Source organism: Nesterenkonia sandarakina (assembly GCF_014138825.1).
GTDB classification, from domain to species: domain Bacteria; phylum Actinomycetota; class Actinomycetes; order Actinomycetales; family Micrococcaceae; genus Nesterenkonia; species Nesterenkonia sandarakina.
In genome coordinates this window covers 1,226,572-1,239,119 of record NZ_JACJIH010000001.1, presented here as the reverse complement: position 1 = coordinate 1,239,119, position 12,548 = coordinate 1,226,572, and the positions used below count along the sequence as shown (strand labels likewise).

The 12,548-nt window shown below is 67.1% G+C and carries 14 protein-coding genes and 1 other RNA gene; 6 read left to right on the top strand and 9 right to left on the bottom strand.

Translation table 11 applies throughout. The annotated features are described in order from the left end of the window. Window positions 1-4: 4 nt before the first annotated feature. The 5 genes from HNR24_RS05605 to smpB all read left to right on the top strand — a co-directional run bounded on the left by HNR24_RS05605 (window position 5) and on the right by smpB (window position 5,523). Complete coding sequence (locus HNR24_RS05605) at window positions 5-493, top strand: hypothetical protein (RefSeq protein ID WP_182495250.1); 489 nt, start codon at window positions 5-7, stop codon at window positions 491-493. 30 nt (window positions 494-523) lie between these two features. Beyond that, entirely contained in the window at window positions 524-1,639 is a 1,116-nt protein-coding gene (gene prfB, locus HNR24_RS05600; RefSeq protein ID WP_058888689.1) for a peptide chain release factor 2, read from the top strand. 3 nt (window positions 1,640-1,642) lie between these two features. Beyond that, window positions 1,643-4,036 carry a cell division ATP-binding protein FtsE gene (gene ftsE, locus HNR24_RS13795; RefSeq protein WP_220477164.1) on the top strand — a complete coding sequence of 798 codons (2,394 nt, stop codon included), beginning with the start codon at window positions 1,643-1,645 and terminating at the stop codon, window positions 4,034-4,036. Further along, a complete protein-coding gene (gene ftsX, locus HNR24_RS05590) occupies window positions 4,033-4,950 on the top strand; it encodes a permease-like cell division protein FtsX (RefSeq protein WP_058888690.1) in 918 nt (305 codons plus the stop codon). Before ftsE ends, ftsX begins: the two co-directional genes overlap by 4 nt. A gap of 69 nt (window positions 4,951-5,019) precedes the next feature. After that, window positions 5,020-5,523: an SsrA-binding protein SmpB gene (smpB, locus tag HNR24_RS05585; protein WP_058888691.1), complete on the top strand. Its 504-nt coding sequence runs from the start codon at window positions 5,020-5,022 to the stop codon at window positions 5,521-5,523. 24 nt (window positions 5,524-5,547) lie between these two features. On the opposite strand, the gene HNR24_RS13790 is transcribed toward smpB, so the two are convergent. Next, window positions 5,548-5,937: a DUF6480 family protein gene (locus HNR24_RS13790; protein WP_220477163.1), complete on the bottom strand. Its 390-nt coding sequence runs from the start codon at window positions 5,935-5,937 to the stop codon at window positions 5,548-5,550. A gap of 85 nt (window positions 5,938-6,022) precedes the next feature. Beyond that, window positions 6,023-7,120, bottom strand: a complete 1,098-nt coding sequence (locus HNR24_RS05575) for an aldo/keto reductase (RefSeq protein WP_182495249.1) — start codon at window positions 7,118-7,120, stop codon at window positions 6,023-6,025. A 123-nt stretch (window positions 7,121-7,243) separates the two neighbouring features. Here HNR24_RS05575 and HNR24_RS05570 point away from each other — a divergent pair, with 123 nt between their 5' ends. Then, window positions 7,244-7,519: a YrhK family protein gene (locus HNR24_RS05570; protein ID WP_182495248.1), complete on the top strand. Its 276-nt coding sequence runs from the start codon at window positions 7,244-7,246 to the stop codon at window positions 7,517-7,519. Window positions 7,520-7,638: 119 nt separating this feature from the next. Here HNR24_RS05570 and ssrA read toward each other — a convergent pair. The 7 genes from ssrA to HNR24_RS05535 form a co-directional block, all read right to left on the bottom strand. Continuing rightward, window positions 7,639-8,011, bottom strand: a transfer-messenger RNA (tmRNA) gene (ssrA, locus tag HNR24_RS05565). Between the two features lie 65 nt (window positions 8,012-8,076). Continuing rightward, a complete protein-coding gene (locus HNR24_RS05560; protein WP_083504827.1) occupies window positions 8,077-8,493 on the bottom strand; it encodes a fluoride efflux transporter FluC in 417 nt (138 codons plus the stop codon). Further along, on the bottom strand, window positions 8,483-9,025 hold the full coding sequence (locus tag HNR24_RS05555; RefSeq protein WP_182495247.1) for a fluoride efflux transporter FluC: 543 nt from the start codon (window positions 9,023-9,025) through the stop codon (window positions 8,483-8,485). The genes HNR24_RS05560 and HNR24_RS05555 overlap by 11 nt, the downstream gene beginning before the upstream one ends. 26 nt (window positions 9,026-9,051) lie before the next feature. Continuing rightward, on the bottom strand, window positions 9,052-9,816 hold the full coding sequence (locus tag HNR24_RS05550) for a metal-dependent transcriptional regulator (RefSeq protein ID WP_182495246.1): 765 nt from the start codon (window positions 9,814-9,816) through the stop codon (window positions 9,052-9,054). Beyond that, the gene (locus HNR24_RS05545) at window positions 9,817-10,728 is read right to left on the bottom strand and encodes a metal ABC transporter permease (protein ID WP_182495245.1); all 912 of its coding nucleotides are present in this window, start codon (window positions 10,726-10,728) and stop codon (window positions 9,817-9,819) included. Continuing rightward, window positions 10,728-11,522: a metal ABC transporter ATP-binding protein gene (locus HNR24_RS05540; RefSeq protein WP_310735394.1), complete on the bottom strand. Its 795-nt coding sequence runs from the start codon at window positions 11,520-11,522 to the stop codon at window positions 10,728-10,730. The genes HNR24_RS05545 and HNR24_RS05540 overlap by 1 nt, the downstream gene beginning before the upstream one ends. Further along, complete coding sequence (locus HNR24_RS05535) at window positions 11,519-12,499, bottom strand: metal ABC transporter solute-binding protein, Zn/Mn family (protein WP_083504828.1); 981 nt, start codon at window positions 12,497-12,499, stop codon at window positions 11,519-11,521. The genes HNR24_RS05540 and HNR24_RS05535 overlap by 4 nt, the downstream gene beginning before the upstream one ends. Window positions 12,500-12,548: the final 49 nt, after the last annotated feature.

Below are 12,548 nucleotides of genomic sequence, written 5' to 3'. Positions count from 1 at the left end.
GCCGGTGGCTCCCCGGACGGTTCCACGGCGCCGGCCCCGGCCGCACCACAGAGGCTCCCGCACGCGCCAGCTGCAGGCCGAGGAAGCCGGACAGGCCAGCGTCCTGATCCTGGGGCTGCTGCTCATGGTCCTGCTGCTGGTCTCCGTGATGGCCGGGGCGACTGCGGTGAACCTGGAGGCGCGCAAGCTGCTCTCAGCCGCCGACGGCGCAGCATCAGCCGCCGCCCAGGCTGCTGAACAGGGTCCCGACGGGCCCACCCCGAGGGTCAGCGGCGACCAGGTGCGCGCACAGGCTCAGGAATACCTCACCGTCTCCGGTGCGCACAGCCGGTTCGGTGACCTTTCGGTCTCCCGTGCCTGGGTGAGCGACGCGGGGGAGACCGCGCACGTGGAGCTGGCCGCCGTCGTCGACCTGCCGCTGGTCTCGGTGATCCTGCCGGCCCGGGTGCCGATCAGCGTGGAGTCCCATGCCCGGGTGAGTCTCAACCGGTGAAGTCCCAGACGACGGTACTGTAGTGCTGTTATGGCTGAGACTGATTTCCCCACCGCAATCCGTGACCTGCGCAATACCCTGCGCCGCATCACGGAGGTCACCGACGTTGAAAAGCTCAAGGCGAAGATCGTGGAGCTCAGTGATATGGCTGTCGCGCCCGATCTCTGGGACGACCAGGCCAACGCCCAGAAGGTCACCTCCCAGCTCAGCCATGCGCAGACCGAGCTGGAGCGGCTGGAGCGCCTGGAGACCCGGATCGACGACGTCGAGATGATGGTCGAGATGGCCAAGGAGGAGGGCGACGACGAGGTCCTCGCCGACGCCACCGCCGAGGTCGCCTCGATCCACAAGGCGCTGGAGTCTCTGGAGATCGTCACCCTGCTCTCCGGGGAGTACGACGAGTACGACGCCGTGATGACCATCCGCTCCGGCGCCGGCGGTGTGGACGCCGCTGACTTCGCCGAGATGCTGCTGCGCATGTACACCCGCTGGGCCGAGCGCCGCGGCTGGAACGTGAAGGTGCTCGACACCTCCTATGCGGAGGAGGCCGGGCTGAAGTCCGCGACCATCGAGATCAACGCTCCCTACGCCTTCGGCACCCTCTCGGTCGAGGCCGGCACGCACCGTCTGGTGCGGATCAGCCCCTTCGACAACCAGGGGCGCCGGCAGACCTCCTTCGCCGCAGTGGAGATCATCCCGCTGCTCGAAGACACCGAGAGCGTCGACATCGACGAGAACGACCTCAAGATCGACGTGTTCCGCTCCTCCGGGCCCGGGGGACAGTCGGTGAACACCACCGACTCCGCGGTGCGCATCACCCACCTGCCCACCGGCACCGTGGTCTCGATGCAGAATGAGAAGTCCCAGATCCAGAACCGCGCCGCCGCCATGCGCGTGCTGCAGGCCCGCCTGCTGGTGCTGAAGAAGGCCGAGGAGTCCGCCGAGAAGAAGGCGCTCGCCGGGGACATCAAGGCATCCTGGGGTGATCAGATCCGCTCCTACGTGCTGCACCCGTATCAGATGGTCAAGGACCTGCGCACCGAGCACGAGGTCGGCAACACCCAGTCCGTGCTCGATGGAGACCTCGACGGCTTCATCGACACCGGGATCCGCTGGCGCAACGAGACCGCGGCCGAGGACGACTGATCAATGATCCGATTCGAAGAGGTCACCCGTCGATATGAAGCAGGCGGGCGACCGGCGCTCGATGACGTCACCGTGGAGTTCTACCGTGGTGACTTCGCGTTCCTGATCGGCGCCTCCGGCTCGGGCAAGTCCACCCTGCTGCGAATGATCCTGCGGGAAGGTCTGCCCCAGCGCGGGAAGGTCACCGTGGCCGGACAGAACCTCGGACTGATGCTCGACCGCCGGGTCCCAGACTTCCGCCGCAGCATCGGCATGGTCTTCCAGGACTTCCGTCTGCTGCCGGATAAGACCGTGTTCGACAACGTCGCCTTCGCGATGCGAGTCCTCGGCGCCAAGCGCGGGGCGATCCGCAAGCGCGTCACCAAGGTCCTGGAGAAGGTCGAGCTCGCCCACCTCGCCAAGCGCTACCCGCATGAGATCTCTGGCGGTGAGCAGCAGCGTGCCGCCATCGCCCGCGCCATCGTCAATGACCCGGCGATCCTGCTCGCCGATGAGCCCACCGGCAACCTCGATCCGCGCGCCTCCGCGGAGGTCATGAAGGTCCTGCGCTGGATCAACGCCTCGGGCACCACCGTGATCATGGCCACCCACGACCGCGCCATCGTCGATCACGCACAGACCCGAGTCGTGCAGCTGCACCGCGGCCGCCTGGTCCGCGACGAGGCCCATGGCTTCTACGACGCACCGGAAGGCTCCGAAGCCTGGGACGTGCTCGCCCAGGAGGAGAGTGAATCCGGACTGCGCGCCCACGACCCCGCACCGCTGAAGACCGCGGTGGCCCCGGCCCTGGGCAGCGCCGCGGCTGATGGCGCTGCCGAGCACGACTCGTTCCAGGACGGGGAGCACCACACCTGGGAGCCTGACACTCAGGACCATCACTTCGTGGAATCCCGTGACGAGTCCATCGATCATGTCGGTGACCACCCCGAGGACCAGGTCATGGCGCCCGGGGAGGACCCCTCGGTGCTCGCCTTCGACGAGGATCCGGTGCTCCAGGAGACGGCTGAGTCCAGTCCCGCGCTCCGTGAACTGGACTTCGATCACCACGGCGGCAACGACGTGCACATCGACGACGCCGGCGCTGCGCAGCACGAGCATCCGGGTATGCGCGATGAGCGGCATGACGCCTGGCCCCTGGACGCCCCGATCCTCGACGAACCGGTCCTCGACGAACCGACCCGGGACGCCCCGATGTCGGAGGCCGCAATCTTGGACGAACCCTTCTCGGAAGGTCCGGCCGATGAGTCGAGCCGGCACCGTGGGGTCGAGGGGGAGACCGAGCAGGAGCCCGATGACGAGTTCCATGACGCCGCAGACACCGCCCCGGACGTCAACGAGGACGAGTCCGAGTTCGTGCCGGAGACCGGTTTCAGCGTCACCTGGCCGGATCATCTCCGCGAGGACGTCCACGGCCACGACGTGCCCGAGCCGCATGGAGACTTCGACGGCACCGAGCTGCCGGACCTGGACCAGGACGGCTTCACCGAGGCGGAGGAGGAGCCTGAGCTCGAGGAGCCGCTCACGGGGGAGATCATGCCGATCCCGCAGGCCGTCGAGACCGATCTTCGGCACCACGATCAGGACCTCGACCCGGACCAGGACCTGGACCAAGACCTGGACCCGGACAAGTTCACTGACGCGGAGCAGGATCTAGGCGCGGAGCAGGATCCAGACCCGGAGCAGTACCCAGACCCGGATCAGGACCTCCGCAGCGACCTCGGCGCAGAGCCCGACCATGCCAATGGCGACCGTTCGGGTTCGGACCAGGACTCGTCGCGATCAGGCCCGCAGGGTCCGGAGCCCTCCGGTGTTCCGCTCACGCCCGCGACCCCTGCGCAGCCCAGGCCTCGGCTGTCCTGGCTCGCGCACGCCGAAGAAGAGAGCCCGCAGCGACCGGACCACCGGCCCGCGGAGACGCAGGCACCTGCCCGCCCCATCTTCACCCTGGACCCGCCCTCACCTCGCCCACCGCGCGCACCAGAGTCCCGACTCGACCCGGTGCCTGCTGAGGACCCGGTGCTCGATGGGGATCCAGCAGACGGCCGCGATCCTGTGCTCGAGCAGGACCCAGGGCTCGAGCAAGACCCAGTAATCGCAGAAGACCCTGAGCTCAACCAGGACCCTGAGCTCTCGCAAGGCCCAGAGCGCGACCATCATCTTGCTCAGGAGCAAGATCCGGCCCCCGAACAGGACCTGCAGTCCCAAGACGCGGCTGAACACCCCGCCGCATCGGAGAGTGGACCTGAGGTGTACCCCGTCCCGGAGGAGCGCCCGGTGCCCAAGCCCATGTCCTCTGCTTCCCAGTCCACCTACACCGACGCGCGTCGAACCGCCGAACACCTCGGCATACCTCGGTCGCGCCGATCGATCATGCGCCGCCTGAGGAGGGACGGATGAACCGCCTTCTCTACATGCTCAGCGAGACCTTCAGTTCGCTGCGACGCAATGTCGCCATGGTCGCCTCCGTCATCCTGGTCACCTTCATCTCGCTGACCTTCGTGGGCTCCGCGGCACTGATGCAGACCCAGGTCAGTCAGATGACCGACGATTTCTACGATCGTCTGGAGCTTTCGGTGTTCCTCTGCACCGAGAACTCCCCGCAGTCGGCCTGCCCCACGGGTGCCGTGAGCGCAGATCAGCGAGATTCTCTGGAGCACACACTCAGCGACGGTGCGGCCAGTCAGTACGTGGCCAGCTACCGCCACGAGACCCAGCAGGAAGCCCTCGATGACCTTCTGGAGAGCCGGGGGGAGAGTTCCCAGACCGCGTCCCTGACCGCCTCAGACATGCCGGAGTCCTACCGGGTGCTGCTCGAGGATCCGGAAGAGTTCCCAGTGGTCACCGAGCTCTTCGGGTCCGCCCCCGGAGTGGAGTCTGTGGCGGATCAGCAGGAGGTGCTGGACCAGATCTTCGGCATCCTGAACGGGCTGACCCTGGTGGCGCTGATCATCGCGGGGGTGATGATCGTCTGTGCGCTGCTGCTGGTGGCCACCACCATCAGACTCTCTGCCTTCAGCCGGCGCCGAGAGACGGGCATCATGCGCCTGGTCGGTGCCTCCAAGTCCATGATCCGGATGCCCTTCGTCTTTGAGGGCGTCATCGCAGCGTTGTTGGGCGGGCTCCTGGCCTGCGCGGCCACCTGGGTGGTCGCCGAGTTCGTGCTGGGCCAGTGGATGGCGCAGCAGGTCCCGAGCATCCGCTTCATCGACTCGGGGCAGTCCTGGGTGATCATGCCGGGGCTGCTGGGGATCGCCGTGGTCCTGGCGATCATCGCCTCCTGGGTCACAGTGCGCCGATACCTGCGTGTATGATCGAAGGTCGGCTCTTCTGGCCACTGCAGAAGAACGCCGAGATCAGCGATTCATGGCGGAGGTGACACGGTGGCGAAGAAGAAGGGCGCGAAGAAAGAGCGCGATCCGAACAACAGCATCGTGGCCACGAACCGCCGCGCGCGACACGATTACGAGATCCTCGACAAGTACGAGGCCGGAATGGTGCTCAGCGGCACCGAGGTGAAGTCGCTGCGCGAAGGCACAGCCAACCTCACCGATGGGTTCGCCGGATTCTCCAGCGGCGGGGAGCTCTGGCTTGAACAGGTCAACATCCCGGAATATCTCAACGGCACCTGGACCAACCACTCAGCGCGGCGCAAGCGCAAACTGCTGCTCCATCACAAGGAGCTCGTGAAGATCTCGCGTCAGATCGAGGATCCGGGCCTGACCATCGTGCCGCTCTCGCTCTACTTCAAGGACGGCCGGGCCAAGGTCGAGATCGGCATCGCGCGCGGCAAGCGCGAATTCGACAAGCGGCAGACCCTCCGAGAGAAACAGGACAACCGCGAGGCCCAACGCGCAATGCGCTACCGAAACCTGCGGTCGTCCTGACACTCCCGTGAGTCAGCGGCCGTCTCAGTCGAGCAGCCCCGCGATGTAGCCCACGAAGATCAGCAGCACCACCACGACGATCGCAATGATGACAGCCGTCATCACCAGATTCGACTTCGGCGGTTTGGTCGGTGCGTCCTGCTTGGGGGAGGCCGTGGCCGAGTTCGAATCCGGCGGGGTGTCACCGGGTTTCACGCTGCCGCCGTCCTCCAATCCCGGAGTCTCGGTGGGTTCCGGATCCAGCCCCGGATTGCGAGCCGCCTCGTCGCGGTGGTGCTCACCGTGGGTGTTCTGGTTCCCGCCACCGCGCTGGTGCGGGGGAGTCTCCAGCGGCGCGGCATCGTCTGTGCCGGCCGGGCCGTGCCCCTCGGCCTGCGGCCTATTGTTCCCAGGATCGTTCTCATTCGTCGTCATCTGCTGCCTCTCTGTTGAGATCTTTAGAGTTCACACTAGTCAGGGCACCCTTGGATCCTGTCCGCAGGAGCTGGACGTCAGCTGACTACTCGCCGATCGTCTCAGCGAGTTCACGTTTCGTGGTGGCCATGATCGACTCATCCGCCGGGCTCATCCGCTCGCTGGCCATGTCCGCCTGGTGCCAGAACGGGTAGGCGAGGGCCGGACGGCCGGCGTCGTCGATCGCGCGGCGGTCCTGCTCGTCCAGAGTGAGCTCGAGGCTGCCCAGCAGGTCCTCGTACTGCTCCAGGGTGCGTGCTCCCACGGCAAGGTTGGTCACTCCCGGGCGGGTCAGCAGCCAGGCGAGCACCACCTGAGGAATGGTGGCGTTCCTGCGCTGGGCGACCTCATCGAGGACGTCGACGACGCGGTAGAGCTTCTCCCAGTCCGCGACCCGGAGCTCAGAGCCGTCACCGTCGACCATCCGCGCACCCGACTCGGGGCGGCGGTCGCGGCGGAACTTGCCGGTGAGCAGCCCCATGCCCAGCGGACTCCACGCCTGGGTGCCGATGCCCTGATCGATCCCGGCGGGGATCATCTCGTACTCCGCCTCTCGAGAGAGCGGCGAGTAGTGGATCTGCTGGATCACAGGCTTGATGAACCCGTTGACCTCACAGACCTTCAGGGCCTTCATCAGCTGCCAGGCAGTGTAGTTCGACACCCCGTAGTACCGGATCTTGCCCGCGCGGACCAGCCCGTCCATGGTCTGCAGCGTCTCCTCCAGGGGTGTCTCGCCGTCCCAGTGGTGGAGGTAGAACAGGTCGATGTGATCCCGTCGGAGACGACGCAGCGAGCTCTCGACCTCCTGGAGCAGATGCCAGCGGGAGGCGCCGCCGTCGTTGGGTCCGTCTCCGATCACCATCCGGGCCTTGGTGGTGACCAGGAACTGGTCATAGCGGCCACTGCGGGCCAGGGTCTCGCCCAGCACCTCCTCGGCCACGCCAAGAGAATAGAGGTTGGCCGTGTCCAAGAGATTGACCCCGGCGTCGAGGGAGCGATCCAGCAGGACCGCGGCGTCGTCGGGGCCGAGGTTGCCCATATGGCTCATGCCGTTGGCGCCGCCGAAAGGCAGCGTGCCCAGCGCGAGCGGAGAGACGCGCAGGCCGCAGGTGGGGGAGAGCGGGCGGTAGAAGGGGGTGCTCATCGGGCTCCTTCAAGGAAGAATCAGGGACCCTGCGGATACTACGCCGACTCGCCCGGGTCCATCGAAGATGCAGCGCGGAATCAGGTCTGCCCGGCACCTGGCGCGCGCGGCTACCCTGGCTCCATGACTGATCCTGATCTGGTCCTGCACCTGGGGCACGAGGAACTGGTGATCCGGCGTCGCTACGAGACGCTCAGCATCGTCAACGACTTCCTGATCGCGCTGGCCTTCACCGTGGGCAGCGTCTTCTTCTTCAGCGAGTCCACGATGACCGCAGGCACGTGGCTGTTCCTTCTCGGCAGTGTGCTGCTCATGGTGCGCCCCACCATCCGGCTGATCCGGCGAACCCACCTGATCAGAGTGAGCAGCTCGATGCCGGAGTCTGCCCGGGACTTCTGAGCCCCACGGGAACACGCGCACACCGGGGCGCCAGGGCGCCAGCACACTGGGGCACCGGCCCGCCTCAGCGACGCCAGGCACAAAAAAAGCCCGAGCAGGCTGGGCCTGCTCGGGCTGAGAAGTGGAGACGGCGGGAATCGAACCCGCGTCCGATCTGGATTCACATGGGCTTCTCCGGGTGCAGTCTGCTGATAGATTTTCTCGGCCCCAGCCGTCACGCAGACAAGCAGCTGACGGGCCCAGTCGTGTGAATTGTCGACCCAACTCCCCACGACGAGGAGTTGGAACCAGTGGCTATCTAGCTGATGCCAGGATCTGGGTCGATAGCAGACCCAGGCTGACAGACTCGCGTCGCTGCTTAGGCAGCGAGGGCGAAGTCAGTGCGCTTAGTTTCGGCACTTATTGTTTTGCAGAGAAGTATTTACGAGGTCACTCTGCATCCTCGACCCGCTTCACCATGATCAACTCAGATCGTCGAAACCGATCGTCCCCTTATGTTGTTATCAACGAGTCCCGAAGAACTCTTCCCACTCACCAGCAGCTCGCGAGCGGACTTTTCAGTATAGACCCGAGATTCGGGACAGTGCAATGCCTGCTGCCGCCGCCGCGAAGCCCAGACCCACGTGCGCGACCCAGATCCCAGCTGCGCGCAGCTGCCGGCCAGCCATCCAGGTCTGTGCCACCCGGACCGAGACTGTCGCGAAGGTGCTCAGCGCGCCGAGGGCCCCGATCGCCAGGACCGTGGAGCCGGTCTCGGAGAGCAGCGCCGTGAGCACTGCGCCGCCGGGCGCTCCGCCGTTCTCGGCGAGCCAGGTCAGTTCCCCGAAGAGGTACCCCAGGACCAGGCAGCCCAGCACGTTGGCCAGCAGGATCCCGGCGCGCAGGTAGCGGTCGAGCAGGAAGCGCAGCACCGCCCCGACGGCGCCGCCCGCGGCGACCCCCAGGACCACGCGCAGGCTCATCTCAGGATCCATGGGAACCCTCGCTGCTCACACCGAGATCGGCGGATTCGGCGCCGAGCTGACCGAACAGCGCCCGGCTGATGGTCAGTCCCGCCGCAGCGGCGGCGGTGCTGCCCAGGACGCTGATGAAGAGGTAGGTGAGCATCTCCATGGCACCGGGGCTCACATAGGTCACCACGCGGAGCCCGTCGTAGGCCGCCCCGGGCATCGAGGGCATCACCGCCAGGATCACCGCAGAGAAGGTCGTGTAGGAGGCCAGCAGACCCGTGCCGAAAGTGGGCACCACCCAGTCTGGTGTGCTCGGGCGGGCCCGGGCAGCCCCGATCAGCAGCCCCAGCAGCCCTGAGCCGCTGAGGTTGATCGCCAAGGTGGTCCAGGGGAACTTCATCCCCTGCTCCGGGATCAGCTCCCCGACGACCAGACGCAGCAGCGCCCCGCCTGCACCGGCAAGGGCGACCAGCAGGACCAGCACCGTCAGCGAGGTGGCCGGCCGTTTGGGGCGCGGCCGCCGGTGAGCGGCAGTGGAGGCGGAGGAAGACACCATGACAGGATACGTCGCGAGACCTGTCCTCAGCGGATGACGCTCACGCGCATGGCGTGGGCCACCTCATGAGCCAGCCGGATGCTGCTGGGTGCCGGTGCTGCGGCGGAGGTCACCGCGGAGGTCGAGGTCACAGCGGCCTCCTGGGCGGTGGTCCCGGCCGGGGTCAGCACGACGGCGCCGCCCTCGGTGGCCTGCACCGTGACCTGCGCACCGATGGGAACCCGGTGGGCGTCGAGGGCGGAGAGCGCATCGGGCACGGCGTCGTCGACCTGTTCCAACCGGACCTGGGCCATGGCCTGGACGCGGCACAGCAGCAGGGTCTCGGGGTAGTGCAGCTGCAGATCGGGGCCCGGGATCGGATCGCCGTGCGGGTCCACCCGGGGCTGTCCCAGCCGCACATCAAGACGGTCCACGAAGGTCTCCGAGACCGCGTGCTCGAGGCGTTCGGCCTCATCATGGACCTCACCCCAGTCGTATCCGAGCTCGCGCACCAACCAGGTCTCGATCAGTCGATGGCGCCGGACCATGGCCAGCGCGAGCTCGCGCCCGGCACTGGTCAGCGCGATAGGGGCATATGGGCGGTGCTCCACCAGGCCGAGGTCTGCCATCTTGCGCACCATCAACGAGACCGACGGGTTCGAGACGCCCAGCGTCTTGGCCAGCGCTGAGGCGGTCACCGAGGCGCCATCCCACTCGGAGAGGCCGTAGATCGTCTTCGCGTAGTCCTCCACCGAGGTGGTGGCGGCGTCGATCGCGGTGGAGCGGCCCTGTGCTGAGGTGCGGGGAGTCATCTAGGCGGGGTCCTTCACATCGAGGAGCTTGTGGATCGGACGGGCAGGCTCTCCACGCTCGGAGGTGGGGCGCTGTCTGCGCCGCCGCAGCCGCGGGACCATCCCCTTCACCGGGGCGAAGAGATAGGCGAGTGCGAACTGACCCGACTGTGCCAGCACGATCGAGCCGCCGGTGGAGATGTCCAGCCAATAGCTCGCGTAGACACCGATCACCGCCGACGCGGCCGCGCTGGACGCGGCCACTGCGAGCATCGGGCCGAAGCGGCGGCACAGCAGCAGCGCGGTGGCGCCCGGCACCACCAGCATAGCGACCACCAGCAGGATTCCCAGGGTCTGCAGCGAGGTCACCGTGGTCAGCGCGAGCAGAGCCAGCAGCAGGACCGAGAGTGCCCCGGTGGAGAGTCCGATGGTGTGCGCGTGGATCTTGTCGAAGGCCAGCAGCACGAAGCTGTGCCGAAGGGTCAGCAGCACCGCGACCGTGGCGAGCCCCAGGCCGGCGGTCTGCAGCAGGTCCTGCTGCGAGATGCCCAGCACATTGCCGAAGAGGATGTGGGTCAGATGCGTCTCGCTCGGGGTCCGGGAGACCAGGACCAGCCCCAGCGCGAAGAGCGAGGTGAACACCACTCCGATGGAGGTGTCGTGCTTCAGCGTGGACCCCCCGCTGATCCCCCCGATGAGCAGCACCGCGAGCATCCCGAACACGAAGGCCCCCAGTGCCATGGGCACCCCGAAGATGTGCGCCAGCACGATCCCCGGCAGGATCGAGTGCGCCACTGCTTCGCCCATCAGCGACCACCCCATGAGCACCAGCCAGCAGGAGAGCATCGCGCAGACCACCGAAGAGATGACCGCAGCCGCCAGGGCATGCTGCATGAAGGGAAACTCCATCGGCGGGACGAGCAGCTCCCACATCAGGGGGTCTCCCGCAGCACGGCGCCGAAGCTGCGGCCCAGCTGATCCTCGGTGAGCACATCGGCGGGACTGCCGGAGGCGAGCACCCGCTGATGCAGCAGCACCACCTCATCGGCGAGGTCCTCGACCCCGGCCAGATGGTGGGTGGAGACCAGCACCGTGGTCCCGGCCGTGTCTCGCAGCGACTTGAGCACCCTGATGATCAGCTCCTCGGAGCCCCGGTCCACGCCGGCGAAGGGCTCATCCAGGAGCATCAGGGGTGCCTGCTGGGCGATCGCCCGGGCCAAGAAGGCCCGCTTGCGCTGCCCTCCGGAGAGCTCACCGATCCCGCGCCGGCGCAACTGGCTCAGACCCACCTCTTCCAAGGCCTGATCACACGCATGGCGGTCGCTCGGTCGGGGCCGACGGGTGAGACCCATATGCCCGTAGCGTCCCATCATGACCACCTGCTCCACGCTGACCGGGAAGCTCGTGTCGACCTGCTCATGCTGCGGCACATAGCTGACCTGGTTGCGACGTCGGGCCCTGGCCGGGTCCAGCCCGAAGAGCCGCACGCCCCCTGAGGTGGGCCGATGCAGTCCCAGCAGCGCCCGGAACAGCGTGGACTTCCCCGAGCCGTTGGCGCCCAGCAGGGCACAGATGCTGCTCGGCGCCACGGTCAGGCTGACCTCCTCCAGGGCCCGGACGCCGGGGTATCCGGCGCTGAGCCGGTCGACGACGACGGCGGCGCGCGCTGCCTCCGGCTGGTCGGCGCTGCGCCCTGGGTTCGTCTCTGAGTGCACGGAGGTGCTCACGGTCGGGCTCCTTCTAGGATCAGGTCCAGGTCGTGTTCCAAGAGCTCGAGGTAGCTCGGCGCCGGGCCGTCGGACTCGGTGATCGAGTCCACATGCAGGGGTTCACTCAAAGTGGCCCCGGTGGTCTCGGCCACCTGGCGCTGCGCGGAGTCGTTGACGGTGGACTCGCAGAAGATCGTGGGCACCTGGTGCTCCTCGACGTAACGGATCTGCGCCTGGACCTGTTGCGGGCTGCCCTCGTCCTCGGCGTTCAGCGGCCACAGGTAGTGCTCGCCGAGGTCCAGATCCTCCGCCAGGTAGCTGAAGGCGCCCTCACAGGTCACCAGGTGCACGTCAGTGTCCTCTCGCAGCGACTCCAGCTGCTCCTCGGCCCGGTCCCAGATGGCCTGGATCTCCTCCCGGTACGCGGTGGCGTTGGCGGAGAACTCCTCGGCATGTTCTGGTGCGAGCTGAGTCAGGGCGGCTTCGATGTTCTCCACGTACACCATGGCCTGGGCCGGCGACATCCAGGCATGCGGGTTGATCGGCAGCTCGGCGCTCGCATCGTCCTCAAGCGTCCCCGCTTCGACGTCTCCGCCGGGGGAGTCCCCGGGGAGGCGTGTCACCGGCAAGGTCTCGACCGAGTCCGAGAGCAGCACCACCTCGACCTCGGAATGGCTGAGGAACTGCTCGTACCAGGCCTCCAGGCCGAGTCCGTTGAAGAAGATCAGGTCTGCTGCGGCGGCATCGCGGAGGTCCCCGGGGGTGGGGGAGTACTCGTGGATCTCCGCCCCGGGCGGGGTGATCGAGCGGGTGTCCACCAGCTCCCCGCCCACTGCGCGGGTCATATCCGCCAATACCGAGAAGCTGGTCAACACCACAGGCAGCTGCGACTCCCCGGGAGCATCCGCAGAGTCGGGGCCTGCAGCAGCACATCCGCTCAGGCCCAGGGCGCAGGCGAGCCCGGCGGCGAGGAAGTCAGTCCTACGGCGATGCATGCCCACAGTATGATTTAGGCACACCTAAAACTGCAAGCGAATGCGGGAG

Excerpts from the sequence above, each read along its gene's own strand:
- prfB (WP_058888689.1), top strand. The coding sequence starts at position 524 with ATGGCTGAGACTGATTTCCCCACCGCAATCCGTGACCTGCGCAATACC.
- ftsE (WP_220477164.1), top strand. The coding sequence starts at position 1,643 with ATGATCCGATTCGAAGAGGTCACCCGTCGATATGAAGCAGGCGGGCGA.
- ftsX (WP_058888690.1), top strand. The coding sequence starts at position 4,033 with ATGAACCGCCTTCTCTACATGCTCAGCGAGACCTTCAGTTCGCTGCGA.
- HNR24_RS13790 (WP_220477163.1), bottom strand. The coding sequence starts at position 5,937 with ATGACGACGAATGAGAACGATCCTGGGAACAATAGGCCGCAGGCCGAG.
- HNR24_RS05575 (WP_182495249.1), bottom strand. The coding sequence starts at position 7,120 with ATGAGCACCCCCTTCTACCGCCCGCTCTCCCCCACCTGCGGCCTGCGC.
- HNR24_RS05570 (WP_182495248.1), top strand. The coding sequence starts at position 7,244 with ATGACTGATCCTGATCTGGTCCTGCACCTGGGGCACGAGGAACTGGTG.
- HNR24_RS05560 (WP_083504827.1), bottom strand. The coding sequence starts at position 8,493 with ATGGATCCTGAGATGAGCCTGCGCGTGGTCCTGGGGGTCGCCGCGGGC.
- HNR24_RS05555 (WP_182495247.1), bottom strand. The coding sequence starts at position 9,025 with ATGGTGTCTTCCTCCGCCTCCACTGCCGCTCACCGGCGGCCGCGCCCC.
- HNR24_RS05550 (WP_182495246.1), bottom strand. The coding sequence starts at position 9,816 with ATGACTCCCCGCACCTCAGCACAGGGCCGCTCCACCGCGATCGACGCC.
- HNR24_RS05545 (WP_182495245.1), bottom strand. The coding sequence starts at position 10,728 with ATGTGGGAGCTGCTCGTCCCGCCGATGGAGTTTCCCTTCATGCAGCAT.
- HNR24_RS05535 (WP_083504828.1), bottom strand. The coding sequence starts at position 12,499 with ATGCATCGCCGTAGGACTGACTTCCTCGCCGCCGGGCTCGCCTGCGCC.